Raw genomic sequence first — 16,935 nt, 5'->3', positions numbered from 1 at the left:
TCAGCTCTCATTGCCTGTGCAAGAAAGCTCCTGATCTACGCCAACACCGTCGTCCAGCGTGGAACGCCATGGACTGAAATGCCTGCCGTGCTTTAATGGTTGCTACCGACTCAGCGTTACACGGGGATGACGGGTATAAGTCGAAGCTGGCGCGCTCGAATCATTGAATCCGTGACAGCCGGGCTTATCTTCCGAAAGCATCATGACGCTTCCCGCATCCGCCTTGCCTGTCGAAGCTCCTCCGGCGTTTCTCGGGGTGTCGCACTCCCTGACCGGAAAACTGTGGCGCGACCGGCTCGATGCGCGGGGCGCGGCGCGGGCGCTGGCGATCTCGCAACGCTATCAACTGCCGGAGATGCTGGCGCGGGTGCTGGCGGGGCGCGACGTCGGGATCGACGCGGTGGAAGACTTCCTCGACCCTACCATCCGCAAACTGCTGCCGGATCCCTACACCGTGACCCAGATGGAAGCCGCCGCCAAACGCATCGCGGATGCGGCCACGCAAAACGAAAAGGTCGCGATCTTCGGCGACTACGACGTCGACGGCGCCACTTCGGCGGCGCTGCTCGCCTGGCACCTGCGCCATTGCGGGCTCGATCCCTTGATTCATATTCCCGACCGGATTTTCGAGGGCTACGGCCCGAATGTCGAGGCGATCGGCATGCTCGCCGGCAAGGGCGCCACGCTGCTGGTGACGGTGGATTGCGGCACCACCAGCCTCGCGCCTTTGGCGGAAGCCCGCCGGCTCGGAATGTCGGTGGTGGTGATCGATCACCACCAATGCGGCGATGAATTGCCCGAGGTCGACGCGTTGGTGAATCCGAACCGGCCCGATGACCTCTCGGGCCTCGGCCACCTCGCGGCGGTCGGCCTCGTGCTGGTGACGCTGGTCGCGGTCAATCGCGAGCTGCGCGCCCGCGGGTTCTGGACCGCCGAAAGGCCCGAGCCCGATCTGTTGAGCATGCTGCATCACGTCGCGCTCGGCACCGTCGCCGACGTAGCACCCTTGACCGGACTCAATCGCGCCTTCGTGGCCAAAGGCCTGATCGCGATGCGGCGCCGCGATCATGTCGGCCATACCGCGCTGATGGATGTGTCGCGGCTGAACGGTCCGCCCGAGGCCTGGCATCTCGGCTTCATGCTGGGACCGCGCATCAACGCCGGCGGCCGGATCGGGCGCGCCGATCTCGGGGTGCGGCTGCTGTTGGAGGGCGACGTCTCGGAAGCCGCCAGGATCGCCGCCGAGCTCGACCGGCTGAACGGCGAACGCCGCGTCATCGAGCAGATGGCGGAGGCGCAGGCCGAAGCCGAAGCGCTGGCTTCGCTCGGGCTGGAGGACAAGGGCTCGGTGATCGTCACCGCGTCGGAAGGCTGGCATCCCGGCGTGGTCGGCCTCGTCGCGGCGCGCCTGAAGGAAAAATTCTCGCGGCCCGCCTTTGCCATCGCGCTTGAGCCCGGCGGCATCGGCACCGGCTCGGGCCGCTCGATCGGCGGTGTCGATCTCGGCAAGGCGGTGCGGCAGGCGGTTCATGACGGTCTGTTGCTGAAGGGCGGCGGCCACGCCATGGCCGCGGGCGTTACCTTGCGCAAGGAGAAGCTCGCGGAATTTCGCGCCTTTATGGAAAGCGCGCTCGCCCACGACGTGGCGGCCTCGCGCCATGTCAATGAGCTCTTCATCGACGGCGCCGTCAGCGCGCGCGGTGTGACGACCGAACTGGCGGCGACGCTCAATCGCGCCGGGCCGTTCGGCAGCGGCAATCCCGAGCCGGTGATCGCGCTGCCGTCGCATCAACTGGTCTATGCCGATGAAGTCGGGCAGGCGCATTTGCGGGTGCGCTTCAAATCCGGCGATGGCGCCATCGTCAACGGCATCGCGTTCCGATCAATCGGACAAAAGCTCGGCAACGCGTTGACCGCGCATCGCGGCCAGCCGCTGCACGTGGCCGGATCGCTCGCGGTGGATCGCTGGCAGGGCACCGAGCGGGTGCAGCTGCGCGTGCTCGATGTCGCCGTGCCGGATCAGGGACCGGCGCTGATCAGGTAGCTTGCCGTCATTGCCTGCGACAAACGCGAAGCGTTTGCGCAAGGGAGCCAACGGGTCGCGCGAATGCGCGCCCGATGACAGGCTCCGCGACGAAGCAATCCACTCTTCGCTTGTGGCTCTGGATTGCTTCGCTTGCGCTCGCAATGACGACGAGGTGCTACCCGCCCTGCCGCAGCCGCGCCAGCACCTTCAGCCCGCCATAACCATCGGCTGGCGTGAGCCCCATCTTGGTCTGATAATCCTTCACCGCCTGCATGGTGTCGTTGCCGACGCGGCCGTCGGTGCCGCCGGTGTCAAAGCCGGCCTTTGTCAACCGGACCTGCATTTCCTGGACCTCGGCCAGCGTCAGCGCCCGCTCGGAGCCGGGGAACGGCTGGATGAAAGGCGGGCCGCCCAGGATGCGGTCGCCGAGATGGCAGATCGCGAGCGCATAGTTCATCGAGGGGTTGTAGCTGCGCACCGAATAGAAATTGGGCCCGAGTAGGAAACTCGGTCCGCCCGGTACCGGCGTCCAGAGCTGCGCGGAGTCATTGGGCTGCGGGAACGGCTCGCCATCGGCGCGGGAAACGCCGGCGCTCGCCCACGGCGCGTAGCTGCGGCTGCCCCTGGAGGAGGCGCCATTCGCGCGGACCTCAAAGCCCCAATGCTCGCCGCGCTGATATTTGCCGCGATTGACCAGATAGCGCGCGGTGGATCCCAGCGCATCGTCGGGCTTGCCGAACGGCGACACCCGGCCGTCGTGATCGTAATCGATGCCGACATTGAGCCAGACCTCCGGCATCCACTGGGTGTGCCCCATCGCGCCGGCCCACGATCCCCGCATTTCCTCCGGCGTACTCCAGCCGCGATCGACGATGCGCAGCGCATTGATCAGCTCAGACTCCCAATAGGCGCGGCGGCGCGGCTCGTTCCAGGCGAGCGCGGCCAGCGATGGAAATACCGGCCGCATGTGGTTCTGCTGCACCCGCGGGTCGCCGTAGGCGGACTCGACGCCCCACAACGCCAACAGCGTGCCGCGCTCGACGCCGTAATCCTGTTCGATCCGCGCGAACAGCGCCTCGTTTTTCCGCAGCGCCTGCTTGCCGGCGATGATGCGCCAGTCCGAGACGCGGCGATTGATGTATTGCCAGATATCTTCGTTGAATTCCGGCTGGTTCCCCATCTCCTTGAACACGGACATGTCGGGTTCGATGCGGCCCATCACGCGAGTCCATGTCGCATCCGAAATGCCTTTGGCGTGGGCGCGCGCGCGAAAGTGCTCGCGCCACTTGTCGAAGCCGACCGGCGCCGCCGCCAATGCGGCGAAGGGGAGGGCGAGCATAGCGGCACCGCCGATGCCGGATCGCAGCAGCGCCCGGCGCGTTGCGGTGGGCGAAGAATCACGCTGTGTCATCGGAGCATTCTAGCGGCGCCGGGAGGGCGGCGGCAAAACCATTAGGCCTGCTGGAACCCGATCATGCCCCCTGATGCAGGTCTGCGGCAATTTTGGCCAGCCAGCGCCGGACCGTGAGCCGCGATTTCGCGGAAAGCCCGGACTGCAGCCGCCGTTCCAGCGCCATAGCGTGACGCCGGCCTTTGTCGAGCAGATTGGCGCCGCGGCGGGTCAGCGTCCACTGCAGCAGGCGGCCATGCACCGGATGCGGCTGTTGTTGGATTGCGCCGTCGCGTTCCAGATTGCGGATGATGACGCCGACGGTTTGCGGGGTCAGGACGGCGACCCTGGCGAGATCGGCGCCGGACAGGCCCGGATAGGCCCTGAGCATCGTCAGCACCGCGAATTGCGGCGTCGTGATGCCGAGACCGGCGAGCGCGCGTTCCAGCGTCAGCCGCGTCGCGGCCTGGGCCTGCCGCAAGAGATAGCCGAGATAGCCTTTCTCGCCGCGTTTGGCCTCACCCGGGGCCGGCGGGCGGAAACCGGCGAGAGCGGGATTGCGTGCGGATTTTTTCCGGCGCAGGGAGAATTTTTTCGCAGGTCGCGATTTTCGGGATTTTTTGGTTTTGCGCGCGAGCGCCTTTCGCGTTGACCCCCGCTTTTGCCTTGCCGAAGTTCCAGTCTTGCGCGCCATATAAGTGCTCTTATAATAAGTCAGTACACTGATAACATCAGGCAATACGAATGTCACATGCCCGCAGTGAATATGACGACTTCAGGCAACTGGCGCCCGACGCCTATGAGATCGTCGCGGCGCTTGGCAAGGCGGCATCGAAAGCCGGCCTCGACAAGGAGCTGCTCGAACTGGTCAAGCTGCGCGCCTCGCAGATCAATGGCTGCGCGTTCTGCGTGCAGTTTCACATCCTGCAGGGTGAAGGCCTCGGCATTGCCGCCGACAAGCTCAACCTCGTCGTGGTTTGGCGCGAGGCGCCATTGTTCTCTGCGCGGGAACGCGCGGCATTGGCCTGGACCGAGGCGCTGACGCAGCTTTCCGGTGGCGTCAGCGATGAGGTCTATGCGCAGGCAAGCGCCGAATTCTCCGAGAAGGAACTGGTTTACCTGACCTCCGCGATCGCTTCGATCAATGTCTGGAACAGGTTCGGCGTGGCCTATCGCTGGACGCCGCCGTCGCGGCCAAAGGCGGTTCGCAGCGGGGCGTGAGGATCGGCGCAGGGCTCGACGCGGCGGCTGACGTGCGCGAGCGAAGCTGCTAGGATCGCCCCGGGTTTACCGGAACGGAGTATCGCCATGGACGCCGTGACACCGAAGGGCTCTGAGACATCAGACACGCATTCACATCTCGTTCGTCCGCAGAGCATGGAGTGGCAGAAGACCCGCTTCCCCGGCTGCGAGGCCAAGACGCTGCTGTTCGATCGCACGACGGGGCTGATGACCGCGCTGATGCGGTTCGCGCCGGGTGCGGTGCTGCCCGACCACGAGCACGTCAATATCGAGCAGACCTATGTTCTCGAGGGACACCTGGTCGACAAGGAAGGTCCGGCGAAGGGCATCGAGGCGCGGGCCGGCGAATTCGTCTGGCGCGAGCCGGGCAGCCGCCACGTCGCATGGTGTCCCGAGGGCGGCTTGATGCTCGCGATGTTTCAGGTTCCCAACAAGTTCTTCGAGGCGGACGGGCGCGTCGTCGATGCCGCGGGGCAGGATTGGGACCAGACCTGGGGGCATACCGGCAAGGCCGGTTCCTGAGAGTCCGACTCGACATGCAGCCAATGGAATCGGGCGTCATATCGAAGGTCGTCGTGCCCGGCCTTGTGCCGGCCGGGACGAAGCGCGGCCATGACGAAAAATGAATTTATTTTAGATCAGTATCGCCGCCTTCCTGGGCGTCGGGATGATTGACCTCCGCCGGCAGCGCGTGGGCCACGGCGGCTGAAGCGGCGGGCTGGGGTCCGATCCCGCGCCCGCGTGCGCGGATCAGACGCTCATAGGCCGAGATCAGCGTGACGTAGGGATTAACCCAGATCCAGCCATCGCGCGTGAACACCTGCACGTCGAAATGCAGGTGGCGGCTGGTGCCGTTAGGATGGTCCAGATAGTTGGAAACGACGCCGATCTTCTCGCCTTCCCCGACATGACGACCGTTCAGAATCCCGTCGGCGTCCATGGCGGCCGGGTTCATATGCATGTAGCGGAAGCGAACATGTTCGGTACGGGAATTGACCTGCAGCGTCGCCGCCTGCTGCTTCAGCGAGCGGATCACGACAGCGTCGCGGGCGGCGACCACCGCCTGCTGCTTGGGGTCGCAGCTGCCGGCGTCAGCTTCGGGCGGGCAGGGCGCCGGGCGGATGTCCTCTCCCTGATGGCCAAAACCGCTAGAGCACTGTCCCACGTTAAAACTGCGGGCTTCGCAAAAATTATCCCGCCAAGGATAGCTGGAATTGCTACCCGCCAGCTCGTCGATTGGCCTGTCGCCAGACCGGCGGTTTCGGAACGATTGCGAGTGGATGAAAGCCGGAGTTCGTTCCAGCGGAAACCGGATTTGCGAATAGGAGGCGAAGTCGGGGCGGCCGCCCTGTTTGCGAGCGCCTGAGTTGGCGATGATGTCGCCCGGCGGGCGATAGGTGAAATCGGAGGACGCGGCGAGCGGCCGCTCGGCGGTCTCGGAAGCGACGTCCGTCCGCGGTCGCGACGGCAGGCCGCCGGCGACGCGCAGCGCCTTCAGGAACCGCTCGGCGACCGGGTAGGCTTCGCGGCAAGACAGACGCCGCGGGCGAGGGGTGCTGTCGAGACACTGGATCGAAACCACATAGGGGACGCCGAAGCGCGTGAAGGCATAACGCACATAGCCTTCCCGGATGAAGCGACGCAGGTCCGGGAATTGCGCGGCCAAAGACTTGACCGGTTCGCCCTTGCCGCCGAGGGGATCGTCGAGATCATAGGTCAGGATCGAGCCGGTGATCTGCACCTCGACCGGTTTGGCAAAGATTCGCTGCGGCATGCCGTCGCCAGCGCCGGGCTCGAGCGAAAACACCGCGTCGTAGCCGGCCGAACCGGCGTCGAACAGGTCGACGGGGCGGAAGTCAGCCTGATAGTGCGACACCGATAGGCTGGGAGCGCCCTTGAGTTGGGCGTCGAGAAACGCCGCGGCATCGAATGGCAACAGCACCGGCACCGGGCTGCGTCCGATGCCGGTGAAGATCTGCGATGTCACCGCATTCAGCTGCACCAGCGCCGGCATCGACCGAGGGTCAAATGCCGGCAGCCGGCGTCGGCCCGGAAATGTGAACGCCGGCGCGACGGCGGGCTGAGTGCCAATCTCGGACCGGAGCTGATCGAGCGCGGCGTTCCATTCGACGCGCACTCCCGAAATCGCAGGCGTCTTGAATTCGCCGGCAGCGCGAGCGGCGGAGCCGGCGATGAGCAACGGAAAAGCGGCCAGCAGCAGCGCGACGAACCGGAAAGCTTTCGTACCCAATGCGTCGCCCCCCGGCGCCAAAGCGTGCGTGCCCCGCCAGCTTAATCCTTTGCGCGCTCGACGTAAGACCCGTCCTCGGTCATCACCACAATACGGGTTCCCGTGCCGACATGCGGCGGCACGTTGGTGCGAACCCCGTTCGACAGAATGGCGGGCTTGTAGGACGACGACGCGGTCTGTCCCTTGGTGACCGGCTCGGTCTCCACGACTTCCAACGTCGCGCGCTGCGGCATCTGGATCGCCACCGGAATGAGGCCATGAAGCGAAAGCTTCACCGTCATGTTCTCCTGCAGGTAGGGCGCGGCGGAGCCGATGATGTCCTCGGGCACCTGGACCTGATCGTAATTGTCGTTGTTCATGAAGTGGAAGCCGTCGGCGTCCTTATAGAGATAATTGAAATTCTGGTCCTCGATCGTCGCCTTCTCCACCTGGTCGGTGGTCTTATAGCGCTCGGAGATCTTTACCCCGTCGCTGATTCGGCGCATTTCGATCTGGCTGACCGGAGTTCCCTTGCCGGGGTGGATGTTCTCGGCGGTCAGAACCACGTAAAGCTTGCCGTCTTGCTCGATGACGTTGCCCTTGCGAATAGAACTGGCGATGACTTTCAAAGCTGTTTTTCCTGATATTCTGGCCCGGGACCAATCCGGACATGGGCGTCCTGCGGCCAGCGAAGCGGTTTCGGGCTGCAACATACTGATTTTGCCGGTCGATGCCAGCGTTTTACGGGCTCACTAATGGCCAAAGACGACCAGCTTTCGCCATGGTGGTCGGCCGGCCGGTACGCCGATGTCAGGCCCTTTTTGGCGGCACGGACCGCCATCACCCGCGCTACCCGGGCCTGGTTCGACGAGCAGGGCTTTACCGAGGTCGAAACCGCCATTCTGCAGGTCTCGCCGGGCAATGAGACCCATTTGCATGCGCCGCGCACGGAGCTTGTCGGCGCCGATGGCCAGCGCATGCTGCGGTACTTGCGGACCTCGCCGGAATTCGCCTGCAAGAAGTTGCTGGCTGCCGGTGAAACCAGGATCTTCGAGTTTGCCCGCGTGTTTCGCGATCACGAGCGTGGCCGTCTGCATCTGCCCGAATTCACCATGCTCGAATGGTACCGGGCGAACGCGAGCTACGACGCCGTGATGGCCGATAGCATCGTGGTCATCGCCCATGCCGCGCAGGCGACCGGGATCGGGCGATTTTCGTTTCGCGGCAGCATCGCCGATCCGTTTGCCGAGCCGGAGCTTTTGACGGTGGCGGCGGCATTCGAGCGCTTTGCCGGTATCGATCTGCTCGCCACCATCACGGACGGGCAGGGCGATCGCGCAACATTGGCGGCGGCCGCCGGGCAGCGGGTGCGGATCACCGACGACGACACCTGGTCCGACATCTTCAGCAAGGTGCTGGTCGAACACGTCGAGCCAAATTTGGGGCAGGGGCGTCTGACCCTGCTGTTCGAGTATCCGGTCCCGGAAGCCGCGCTGGCGCGCGCCAAACCGTCCGACCCGCGCGTTGCCGAACGTTTTGAAGTTTACGCCTGCGGTGTCGAACTGGCCAACGGATTTGGCGAATTGACCGACGCGGAGGAGCAGCGCCACCGTTTCACTTTGGCGATGGACGAAAAGCAGCGGCGCTATGGCGAGCGCTATCCGCTGGACGAGGATTTCCTCGCGGCGGTCGCCGGCATGCCCGAAGCAAGCGGCGTGGCGCTCGGCTTCGACCGGCTGGTGATGCTGGCGAGCGGGGCGACGACGATCGATCAGGTGGTGTGGACGCCGCCTTCGGGAGAGACATGAGCAGCATCAATTTCAAGCCGATCGCGACTTTGCGCGAGCCCACTGAACTGGTCGCGCACGGCCTCGTGTCGGTCGCCGATCTTGCCGGTCTGGAAAAAGTCGCGGCGCGCTATGCGGTAGCGGTGACGCCGGATGTCGCCGCATTGATCGATCCCGATGATCCCGATGATCCGATCGCGCGGCAATATATTCCGCGCGCCGAGGAATTGGTGGCGCAGCCGAGCGAGAATCCCGATCCGATCGGCGATGACGCGCATTCGCCGGTCTCCGGCATCGTGCATCGCTATCCGGACCGGGTGCTGTTCAAGCTGGTTCACGTCTGCGCGGTGTATTGCCGGTTCTGCTTTCGCCGGGAAATGGTCGGACCAGGCAAGGCTTCCGCGCTCTCGCAAGGCGCCTACGACAATGCGCTGGCCTATATCCGCGCGCATTCCGAGATATGGGAAGTCATCCTGACCGGCGGCGATCCGCTGATGCTGTCGCCGCGACGGCTCGCCGAGATCATGGCGGACCTCGCCGGCATCGATCACGTCAGGATCATCCGGATTCATACACGGGTCCCGGTCGCCGAGCCCTCGCGCATCGGCGACGAGATGATCGCTGCGTTGACGGTCAAGGGCGCGACGACGTGGGTCGCGCTGCACGCCAATCATGTCAGGGAGTTGACCGGCAAGGCCCGCGCCGCCTGCGCCGCCATCGTCGACGCCGGCATTCCGATGGTCAGCCAGTCGGTGCTGTTGCGCGGCGTCAATGATGATCCGGCGACCCTGGAGGCGCTGATGCGCGGCTTCGTCGAATGCCGGATCAAGCCCTATTATCTGCATCATGGGGACCTCGCGCCCGGGACTTCGCACCTGCGAACGACGCTGGAACGCGGCCAGGAAATCATGCGACGGTTGAGGGGACGGGTGTCCGGACTATGTCAGCCGGATTACGTGGTCGATATTCCCGGCGGCCACGGCAAGTCCCCGGTTGGCCCGAGCTATCTGTCGGCCGAAAATTCTTTTTGCGCAGAGCGTGAACAACCCTCCGAAACGCGTTATCGTATCGTCGACTACTGCGGTGACGTTCATCTTTATCCCCCGGAGTCGTAAGCGCCTGCGCATTCTCTGAGATGGGAGGACCAAGATGCGAGTAATATTCGTAACGACGACACTCTTGCTGCTGGTGGCCGGTTCGATGGCGACCGCGCAGACCGGCACGAAGAATCCATCGTCGGACAAGCAGCAGGGACCGTGGCCGGCCCCGGTCGGTCACCGCCAGCCGCGCGTCGATCAAGTGCCGTCCGAGAAGGATCTGAACAATCCGAACAATGCGGCCAACCGCGATGATGCAGCGCTCGATCGCAAGATCAAGAGCATTTGCCGCGGCTGCTAGGTTTCTAAGCGGCGGTCCCGCGACGCCGCGGGATCAGCCCTTGCGCGCGGCGAGCGCCATTCCGATCAGGGAACTGCCGCCGAACAGCAGATTGATGCCGACCAGCAGGCCGATCGCCCAGAGTGCCGTGCCCGGCAATCCCGTGATGATGATGGCAGCGATCAAAAGATCCATGATGCCGGAGACCAGCAGCCATGACCAGCGCTCCGAGAGCTCGCGGCGGTGCTCCAGCGCGTACATGATGGTCGCAACCCCCTCGGCGAGGAAATAGGCGCCGACCACGATGGTCAGGGTAAGCGTGCCCTGCACGGGCATCGCCAGCAGGATGATACCCGCCCCGACCGCCAGCACCGCCGAGATCAGGGACCACCAGAAGCCCGGCATCTGCCGCGCCCAGAACGTCAGCGCCAGGCCGACGATGCCGCTGATCAGGAACAGCCAGCCCAGCAAGATAGTGACGGCGAGGCTCGCCAGCGGCGGCACGATGATCGCGGCCAGACCGAAAATCACCAGCAGAATGCCCTCGATCAAGAAGGCCTTCCAATGCTCGCGAACCGCGGCGTTCATTTTCGATTGCAGATTGGCGAGGTCCTGGGGAACGGTCATTGCAAGTCTCCCGGTGCTGCTGGCTACGCAGAGTGACGCCTCAATGTGACGGCACTATATAGCGCGCGTCAGCGGCGGGCGGTCAAATTTGTTGGTTCGTGCGTGGAGCGAGGTCAGGCAGCACCGTGATTTGCCTGATGCCGTTCAGCCCTGACCGGGCACCGATGAGAACCCCTGCGACGTCGTGCGCATTCGATCGCGGCCGAGAACATAGACCGCGGTGGTGACCACCAGCAATGCGATCCCGACCACGATCGAGACAAGGCCGACGGGAACGAGAACGAGCGCCACGTTGCGATCCGGATTGAGCAACCAATGGTGGATCGACGACAGCATGAAGGTCAAGCCGGCAAACCCGGCGCCGCCGCCCACCACCAGCAACGCCCACATTCGCCGCAGCTGGCTCAATCGCTCGCGCGCGACCTCGGTGCGCGGAGCGTGATGATGGCCGACCCGCCGCACCAGCCGCGCGGCAAATGCGATCGAGCTTGCTCCGATCAGCACGCTTGCAGATCCGAGCATGATCCGGGCGCCGTCGGCGATGTCCGGGTTTTTCTGCAGGGTCAGCAACGGGAAATCGAAAGCCGCGTGCAGCGCCGTCGGTCCGAACAGGACCAGGATCCGGCTTGAGATCCGCGCCCAGTCGCGGTGATGGCGATGCGCGCCGAGCGCCGTGCCGGAGCGCGCGATCGCCAGATAGGCGCCGGCGATAATCCCCAGCGCGCCATGGAACGGCACGGTCAGGACGCTGCGCAACGCGGCCAGCGATTGCCACATCTCGGCATGCTGCACCAGATAAGCGAGGTTCTCGTAGGCTGCAAAGCCAAGCCCGGCCGCCGCACCGTAGACTACGGTGTCCATCGGGTCGGCGAATGGCCGGCGCCGCGCCGAAACCGCGACGATGACCAGGAGCTTGACGGCCTCTTCAGGCAGCGCGACCGCGAACAGCGAATGCATCGCCTGCGCAACCCAGGGATTTTCGGGAGCCGCGAGGACCGCCATGATTGGCGCGCGTGCCGCTCCCAGCAGCAAGATGCTGGCGGCGCCCAGCAGAAACGCGGTCCAAACCTTGACCGGGGGTTCCGGCCGCTCGCCGGCCGCGACCACGAGCCACAGGATCAGCAGCGCGGGTGCCACCGCGGCCGATCCGATCACGGTCGGAAGGGATTCAAGGACCAGCATCTAGGATGGCAAATATGCCATTTTTCAGGGTTGTCCACCGTTCAAAATGCGCCCGCGTGCGAACCCAGTGGCTTCAGCCGTTCAACAGCCCCTGCAGATGTTCTTCAGTTGCGCGTTCATCCGCGCATCTTCGGCACCGATCGTATCGACATATTTGGCGGCGTCGGCTTTTGCGGCGGGCATCGCGGCCGCAGGTTTCGCCGCAGCCGGTTTGTCAACCGAGGCCGGCAGCGAATTGGCCTTGTCGTAACAGGCCAGCCTGGCGCCGGCGTTGGGGATCGCCTTGCATTCGGAGGTCAGGGCCTCGGCGGATGGCGACATCGCGCAAAGCGCGACGAGCAGGGCAAAGAGTCTCATTTCAACCCCTTCTGTGGCCTATCGAATCACACCGCGAAAGATCGGCGATCCCGGCACGCGTCGCGATTACTTAGTCAAATCAAGGAGTTTTACTAAATTCTCCAGGCAAAATGCACGCAATCGCGCGCCGAGTCCATGGATGATTTGCTCCTATGCATGACATCGGCAGGCGGACGGCGTGTGTCGCGTGTTAGGTTGTGAGCAATAAGCTTGAGGAGGCGCGCCCGGTGGTTCTATTCCGCGGAGCAGAGACGCACACAAGATCGGTTCTCAAAGCCGTCAGCTGGCGGACGTTGGGAACCCTCGACACGTTCGCGATCAGCTGGTTCTTCACGGGCAAGATCGAGATCGCCGGATCGATCGCCGGGCTTGAGATCGTCACCAAGATCGCGTGGTATTACCTCCACGAGCGGGTCTGGGCGGCGATTTCCTGGGGCCGTCGCAGGGTGAATTGAATCTGGCTGGCACGCGAACCGGCAGGTGAGATGGGAAGACGGCTCCGCCATGAGTGAACGTGAACCCGGAGAGAACCGGCGGCCGGCGATGGCCGGATTGGCGATCGCCGTGGTGCTGCTCGTGGTGGGCCTGTGGCTGGCCCGTGAGCTGACCGCGGCCAGCAAGATGCAGGATTGCCTGATGTCGGGACGCACCAACTGCAATGTGATTCAGCCGCAGTGACAAGCGGCTTCATTCGCCGTCGGCATTCTCCCATGACGATGGTTGCCGGAAGACCCGACAGATCGGCTGGATCCATTTGACTAAATAAAAGTTTAGTCCGCAACGCGGCGCTCCGGCGCACGCAAAGCCCTTGCTGATGGACTTGCCATTGCCGGTTCGAATACCTTGAAGCCGAGCGGTTGCTGGACGCGGCGGTGAAATGCCTCGGTCCAATGCGCGCGCCAATGCGGTGCAACATCAAGAACAGGGGGAAACGCCATGACTTATGAATTTGTCGACGTCAAAAACACCGGTCGCATCACTGTCGTGACCCTCAACCGGCCGGCCGTCATGAACGCGCTGCACAAGCCCGCGCATTTCGAATTGCATGAGGTGTTCAACGAATTTGCCGCCGATCCCGATCAATGGCTGGCGATCGTCACCGGAGCGGGGGATCGCGCGTTCTGTGCAGGCAACGACCTGAAGTGGCAGGCGGCGGGCGGGGAACGCGGCTGGAATTCGAGCGGGTTTGGCGGGCTGACGATGCGCTTCCACTGCGACAAGCCGATCATCGCCGCGGTCAACGGCGTGGCGATGGGCGGCGGCTTCGAGATGGCGCTGGCCTGCGACCTGATCATCGCGTCGGAAAACGCCGTGTTCGCGCTGCCGGAACCGCGTGTCGGCCTTGCGGCTCTCGCCGGCGGTCTGCACCGGCTGCCGCGCCAGATCGGATTGAAGCGCGCGATGGGCATGATCCTGACCGGCCGGCACGTCTCGGCGCGGGAAGGTCTCGACCTCGGCTTCGTCAATGAAGTGGTTCCGGTCGGCCAAGCGCTCAATGCGGCGGAACGCTGGGCCGCCCAGATTGGCCAGAACAGCCCGATGTCGATCCGCGCCTCAAAACAGGCGGTGATGGATGGATTGAATGTCTCGCTGCCCGAGGCGATCGCCGCCCAGAGAGAATATCCCGCGGTCAGGGAAATGATGGAGTCCGCCGATTACGTCGAAGGTCCGAGAGCCTTCGCGGAAAAACGGCCGCCGCGCTGGAAGGGCAAATAGCCCGGGCGCGCAGCACCCGGTGTTCATCCCGCCAGCAGCCGCCGGCAGGCCTCGACATAGACCTGCGCGCCGGTGACGATATCGGCATCGGCGGTGTTTTCGGTCCAGTGATGGCTGATGCCGCCGATCGAGGGCACGAACATCATCCCCGCAGGCATGATGGTGGCGAGAACCTGGGCGTCGTGACCGGCGGCGCTGGGCATGCGGACCGACTTGCCGCCGGCAAATTGCACGCTCGCAGCTTCGATGGCGTCCTGGAATCGCGCATCCATCATGGCGGGCGCACCGGTGCGAATCCGCTCGATCGCGACACTGCAGCGGCCTTGCGCGTTGACCTCCGCCGCCATGCCCTGCAGCAGATCCTCCAGCCGCGCGATCACGGCCGCGTCGTCGTCGCGCATCTGAAACAGCATTTCCGCGCGTCCCGGAATGATGCTCGGCGCGCCGGGATCGAGGGTGATGCGGCCGGTGGTCCATACCGAGCGTGGACTGCTCAGCGCGGGAAGCCGCTCGTCGATGGCGACGCAAAACCGGGCCAGCGCCAGGCCGGCATCCCTGCGATCGGCCATCCGGGTGGTGCCCGCGTGGTTCTGCTCGCCGCTGAAGGTGATCCGGTATTGCCAGATGCCGACGATGGAGGTGACCACGCCGATGCACAGACCGCCGCTTTCGAGTGCCCGGCCTTGCTCGATATGCGCCTCGAGATATCCGACGTGCCGCCCGCGTTCGGCCTTGGCGCGCGCCCGGCCGGCCAGACCCACATCGCGCAGGGCCTGGCGCATGGTTCGGCCGCTGGCGTCACGCGCGGCGTCGATGTCGGCTTCGGTGACGGCGCCGACGTAGGATCTGCTGCCGAGGAAAGAACCGAAATGTCCTTCCTCGTCGCTCCATGCCGCGACTTCAACCGCGCCGTTGGCGTTCGGGTCGGCGTTGATGATTTGGGCGGCCTCCAGCGCATAGACGACGCCAAGCGGCCCATCGAGCCAGCCGGCGTGATTCTGGCTTTCGAGATGCGAGCCGGCCAGCAGTTTCGGCCCGGGTTTCGAACTGGTGCCGAGCACATTGCCGATGCCGTCGATCGTGGCCGTAAGCGCCGCCTCGGGCAATTGCCGCGCCAGCCATTCCACCGAGCGCATATGCGGCTGCGAGAAGGTCGGCTTGTGAACGCCGGTCTTGTAGGCGCCGAAGCCGCGCAGCGTATTGAGATCCGCAAGGACCCGGGCGCCATCGGCGTGCGAGCGATTGTCAGCCATCACATCTAACCTCAGGCGTTTCGATTATTTTGCCAACCGGCTCAGCTATGTTCATCAAAAACAACGCATATCAGGATCGCCGATCGAGCGCACGCTCCGGACCCGGCCACTGTCTCGCAGATGGCTTGGTTGGGGCGGGATTGGCTAGTCCAGATAGCCCTTTAGCCCACCGGACGCGGCGCCATATCGGGAGCAAGTATTGACGTCGCCGAATCCCTCATAGGTGTCGATGACATCGCCGGCCATGGTGGCCCGGATTCGGCATTCGTAGGTGGCGTTGCCCCTGACCCATGTGTAGGTTTTTTGTCCCGCAATCGTTTGCTGTTCCTCCGGCGAGCCCAGCCTGGCAATGGCGGCGCTCAGTGGTTGGCCCTTGAAATTGTTCGTTCCCAAATTGAGGGCGCCGACCGAGCAACCCGCCAGGGTCAGGGCCGAGGTTGCCAGGGTCGCCAAACTGATCGCCAGATAGCGCATTCGTCCGATCTCCCCCGAAAGCCGAATCCAGCCGAGCTTGCGAGGTTGCCACTTTGGCTAAAACCCCATGGCAATTCAGGGGCCATTTGAGCCGATGGCGCTCCCTAGCGGAAGGACCGAAGTCTTTAGCAAGACCCTGTAAAATATGCGAAAATCAGCTTTGCTGCTTCGCGGTTACTACCACGTGGTGCTACCACCATCAAGGGCCATCAGCAGGGAGGCCACAACCCCCAATCGTAGAGGCGACAGCGCGGCGTTTGCTCGGTTTATGCAAAGTGTCGCGACCTCGGGACGCGAGGGGTGGCTTGCCTTCATCTGCTGGTTGAGGATATTCAGGTCCGGCGATTGTGAAGGAAACCAATGTGTGACGCACTGATCAACCTCCGGCGTAGGGCATGACGCTTAACTGCGGAAACTGTGGAGCTTCAATTCCACAAGAATCACGGGTCTGCCCGAGTTGTCAGTGGGATGCAGGATTTCCGAATGTCCGGAGAGCAGAAAAACCGGAAGAAGTCGCGGCCTTAGATAAAAGAATCCACGACGCTGAGGTCAGTGCGCAGGCGCTTAATGCTTCCCAAGCGCTAGATCAATTTACCAATGCTGTCGCAGCTTCCCGCGCTGTGATGAACCGAAGATTGGACGATCTGCATTCTTGGTCAGTCTCGGCCAGCCAGTTCTTTGCTTCGTTTCATTCGCAAGTGCGGGACGGCGTCCTTGCCGCACGAGACAACGGTTGGGACGAGCAGAGGACGTCAGCAGAAAACACCGTCAATCCCATATATTTCGACAAGCTGCAGGTTGCTGCCCTTTGCCTTGATGATCTCGGGATGACCTATTACGGGGCATATTGCGTTACCTTACGCGAAAAATTGATTGCAAATCGCGCATCCGTTTTCGAGGAAAACCCCTTCATTTTCTGCAGAAACCATTCAGTTTATTCGGGCGCTGCGCCACCAATCGGTTTTCGTGCCACGTGGCCAAATCGCTCCCGCTTAGCCAAAGCGAAGTGCGCCGCAAAAATCAGCGCAAGTACCGACCAAAAGGACTTTCCTGCCATTTTAATGGGCGCAGACCGCGACAGTGACAAATGTGACTTCATCGAAGTCCATATCTATGAGAAGGTGGGACGAGACGCCATCGAAACCGTCACAGGTCCTGTACCCGACGATGAAGATGATCGACTGCTTTGGGAACAGGTAAAGAGGAAACTGGAGCCGACTGCGAAGGTCCAGGAGCGATAATGGAAGTTGTTATTTCAGGCCAGGCCGGCGTCT

At 63.6% G+C, this 16,935-nt stretch carries 19 protein-coding genes; 10 read left to right on the top strand and 9 right to left on the bottom strand.

The annotated features are described in order from the left end of the window. Positions 1 to 202: 202 nt before the first annotated feature. A complete protein-coding gene (gene recJ / locus E8A46_RS11750) occupies positions 203 to 2,044 on the top strand; it encodes a single-stranded-DNA-specific exonuclease RecJ (protein WP_291560667.1) in 1,842 nt (613 codons plus the stop codon). 157 nt (positions 2,045 to 2,201) lie between these two features. Here recJ and E8A46_RS11745 read toward each other — a convergent pair whose 3' ends face one another. Together E8A46_RS11745 and E8A46_RS11740 are read right to left on the bottom strand one after the other, a co-directional pair. Further along, positions 2,202 to 3,437, bottom strand: a complete 1,236-nt coding sequence (locus E8A46_RS11745) for a lytic murein transglycosylase (RefSeq protein WP_291560665.1) — start codon at positions 3,435 to 3,437, stop codon at positions 2,202 to 2,204. Between the two features lie 61 nt (positions 3,438 to 3,498). Continuing rightward, positions 3,499 to 4,110 (bottom strand): MarR family transcriptional regulator, encoded by a 612-nt coding sequence (locus E8A46_RS11740; RefSeq protein WP_291560662.1) that lies wholly within the window; start codon positions 4,108 to 4,110, stop codon positions 3,499 to 3,501. Positions 4,111 to 4,160: 50 nt separating this feature from the next. Here E8A46_RS11740 and E8A46_RS11735 point away from each other — a divergent pair, with 50 nt between their 5' ends. Then, positions 4,161 to 4,637 (top strand): carboxymuconolactone decarboxylase family protein, encoded by a 477-nt coding sequence (locus tag E8A46_RS11735; protein WP_291560660.1) that lies wholly within the window; start codon positions 4,161 to 4,163, stop codon positions 4,635 to 4,637. Positions 4,638 to 4,724: 87 nt separating this feature from the next. Next, on the top strand, positions 4,725 to 5,180 hold the full coding sequence (locus E8A46_RS11730) for a cupin domain-containing protein (RefSeq protein ID WP_291560658.1): 456 nt from the start codon (positions 4,725 to 4,727) through the stop codon (positions 5,178 to 5,180). A gap of 106 nt (positions 5,181 to 5,286) precedes the next feature. On the opposite strand, the gene E8A46_RS11725 is transcribed toward E8A46_RS11730, so the two are convergent. Continuing rightward, positions 5,287 to 6,930, bottom strand: coding sequence for a M23 family peptidase (locus tag E8A46_RS11725; RefSeq protein ID WP_291560655.1), 1,644 nt, complete (start codon positions 6,928 to 6,930; stop codon positions 5,287 to 5,289). A 20-nt stretch (positions 6,931 to 6,950) separates the two neighbouring features. Beyond that, entirely contained in the window at positions 6,951 to 7,517 is a 567-nt protein-coding gene (efp, locus tag E8A46_RS11720; RefSeq protein WP_291560653.1) for an elongation factor P, read from the bottom strand. A gap of 126 nt (positions 7,518 to 7,643) precedes the next feature. Between efp and epmA the strand changes: the two genes are divergently transcribed. From epmA to E8A46_RS11705, 3 genes are read left to right on the top strand one after another with little or no spacing between them, the layout of a single operon-like run. Further along, positions 7,644 to 8,696 carry an EF-P lysine aminoacylase EpmA gene (epmA, locus tag E8A46_RS11715; protein WP_291560651.1) on the top strand — a complete coding sequence of 351 codons (1,053 nt, stop codon included), beginning with the start codon at positions 7,644 to 7,646 and terminating at the stop codon, positions 8,694 to 8,696. Beyond that, positions 8,693 to 9,790, top strand: a complete 1,098-nt coding sequence (locus E8A46_RS11710) for a lysine-2,3-aminomutase-like protein (RefSeq protein ID WP_291560649.1) — start codon at positions 8,693 to 8,695, stop codon at positions 9,788 to 9,790. Before epmA ends, E8A46_RS11710 begins: the two co-directional genes overlap by 4 nt. A 34-nt stretch (positions 9,791 to 9,824) precedes the next feature. Then, on the top strand, positions 9,825 to 10,073 hold the full coding sequence (locus tag E8A46_RS11705; protein ID WP_291560648.1) for a hypothetical protein: 249 nt from the start codon (positions 9,825 to 9,827) through the stop codon (positions 10,071 to 10,073). A 33-nt stretch (positions 10,074 to 10,106) separates the two neighbouring features. Here E8A46_RS11705 and E8A46_RS11700 read toward each other — a convergent pair whose 3' ends face one another. The 3 genes from E8A46_RS11700 to E8A46_RS11690 form a co-directional block, all read right to left on the bottom strand. Beyond that, positions 10,107 to 10,679, bottom strand: a complete 573-nt coding sequence (locus E8A46_RS11700) for an HdeD family acid-resistance protein (protein ID WP_291560646.1) — start codon at positions 10,677 to 10,679, stop codon at positions 10,107 to 10,109. A 144-nt stretch (positions 10,680 to 10,823) separates the two neighbouring features. Continuing rightward, positions 10,824 to 11,861, bottom strand: a complete 1,038-nt coding sequence (locus E8A46_RS11695) for a PrsW family glutamic-type intramembrane protease (protein ID WP_291560644.1) — start codon at positions 11,859 to 11,861, stop codon at positions 10,824 to 10,826. An 81-nt stretch (positions 11,862 to 11,942) separates the two neighbouring features. Next, positions 11,943 to 12,218, bottom strand: a complete 276-nt coding sequence (locus E8A46_RS11690; protein WP_291560641.1) for a hypothetical protein — start codon at positions 12,216 to 12,218, stop codon at positions 11,943 to 11,945. A 197-nt stretch (positions 12,219 to 12,415) separates the two neighbouring features. Here E8A46_RS11690 and E8A46_RS11685 point away from each other — a divergent pair, with 197 nt between their 5' ends. The 3 genes from E8A46_RS11685 to E8A46_RS11675 all read left to right on the top strand — a co-directional run bounded on the left by E8A46_RS11685 (position 12,416) and on the right by E8A46_RS11675 (position 13,934). Beyond that, positions 12,416 to 12,673: a DUF2061 domain-containing protein gene (locus E8A46_RS11685; RefSeq protein WP_363251577.1), complete on the top strand. Its 258-nt coding sequence runs from the start codon at positions 12,416 to 12,418 to the stop codon at positions 12,671 to 12,673. A gap of 49 nt (positions 12,674 to 12,722) precedes the next feature. Then, positions 12,723 to 12,896: a hypothetical protein gene (locus E8A46_RS11680; protein WP_291560639.1), complete on the top strand. Its 174-nt coding sequence runs from the start codon at positions 12,723 to 12,725 to the stop codon at positions 12,894 to 12,896. A gap of 258 nt (positions 12,897 to 13,154) precedes the next feature. Beyond that, positions 13,155 to 13,934, top strand: coding sequence for an enoyl-CoA hydratase-related protein (locus tag E8A46_RS11675; RefSeq protein WP_291560637.1), 780 nt, complete (start codon positions 13,155 to 13,157; stop codon positions 13,932 to 13,934). A gap of 23 nt (positions 13,935 to 13,957) precedes the next feature. On the opposite strand, the gene E8A46_RS11670 is transcribed toward E8A46_RS11675, so the two are convergent. Both E8A46_RS11670 and E8A46_RS11665 read right to left on the bottom strand, forming a co-directional pair. After that, on the bottom strand, positions 13,958 to 15,187 hold the full coding sequence (locus E8A46_RS11670) for a Zn-dependent hydrolase (RefSeq protein ID WP_291560635.1): 1,230 nt from the start codon (positions 15,185 to 15,187) through the stop codon (positions 13,958 to 13,960). A gap of 144 nt (positions 15,188 to 15,331) precedes the next feature. After that, the gene (locus E8A46_RS11665) at positions 15,332 to 15,661 is read right to left on the bottom strand and encodes a hypothetical protein (protein ID WP_291560633.1); all 330 of its coding nucleotides are present in this window, start codon (positions 15,659 to 15,661) and stop codon (positions 15,332 to 15,334) included. Positions 15,662 to 16,056: 395 nt separating this feature from the next. Between E8A46_RS11665 and E8A46_RS11660 the strand changes: the two genes are divergently transcribed. Next, positions 16,057 to 16,902 carry a hypothetical protein gene (locus E8A46_RS11660; protein ID WP_291560631.1) on the top strand — a complete coding sequence of 282 codons (846 nt, stop codon included), beginning with the start codon at positions 16,057 to 16,059 and terminating at the stop codon, positions 16,900 to 16,902. Positions 16,903 to 16,935 lie beyond the last annotated feature (33 nt).

This window comes from Bradyrhizobium sp. (assembly GCF_004799445.1).
Classification (GTDB): Bacteria; Pseudomonadota; Alphaproteobacteria; order Rhizobiales; family Xanthobacteraceae; genus Bradyrhizobium.
The sequence above is the reverse complement of the archived record's forward strand: the minus strand, read 5'-3'. Positions and strand labels throughout refer to the sequence as shown.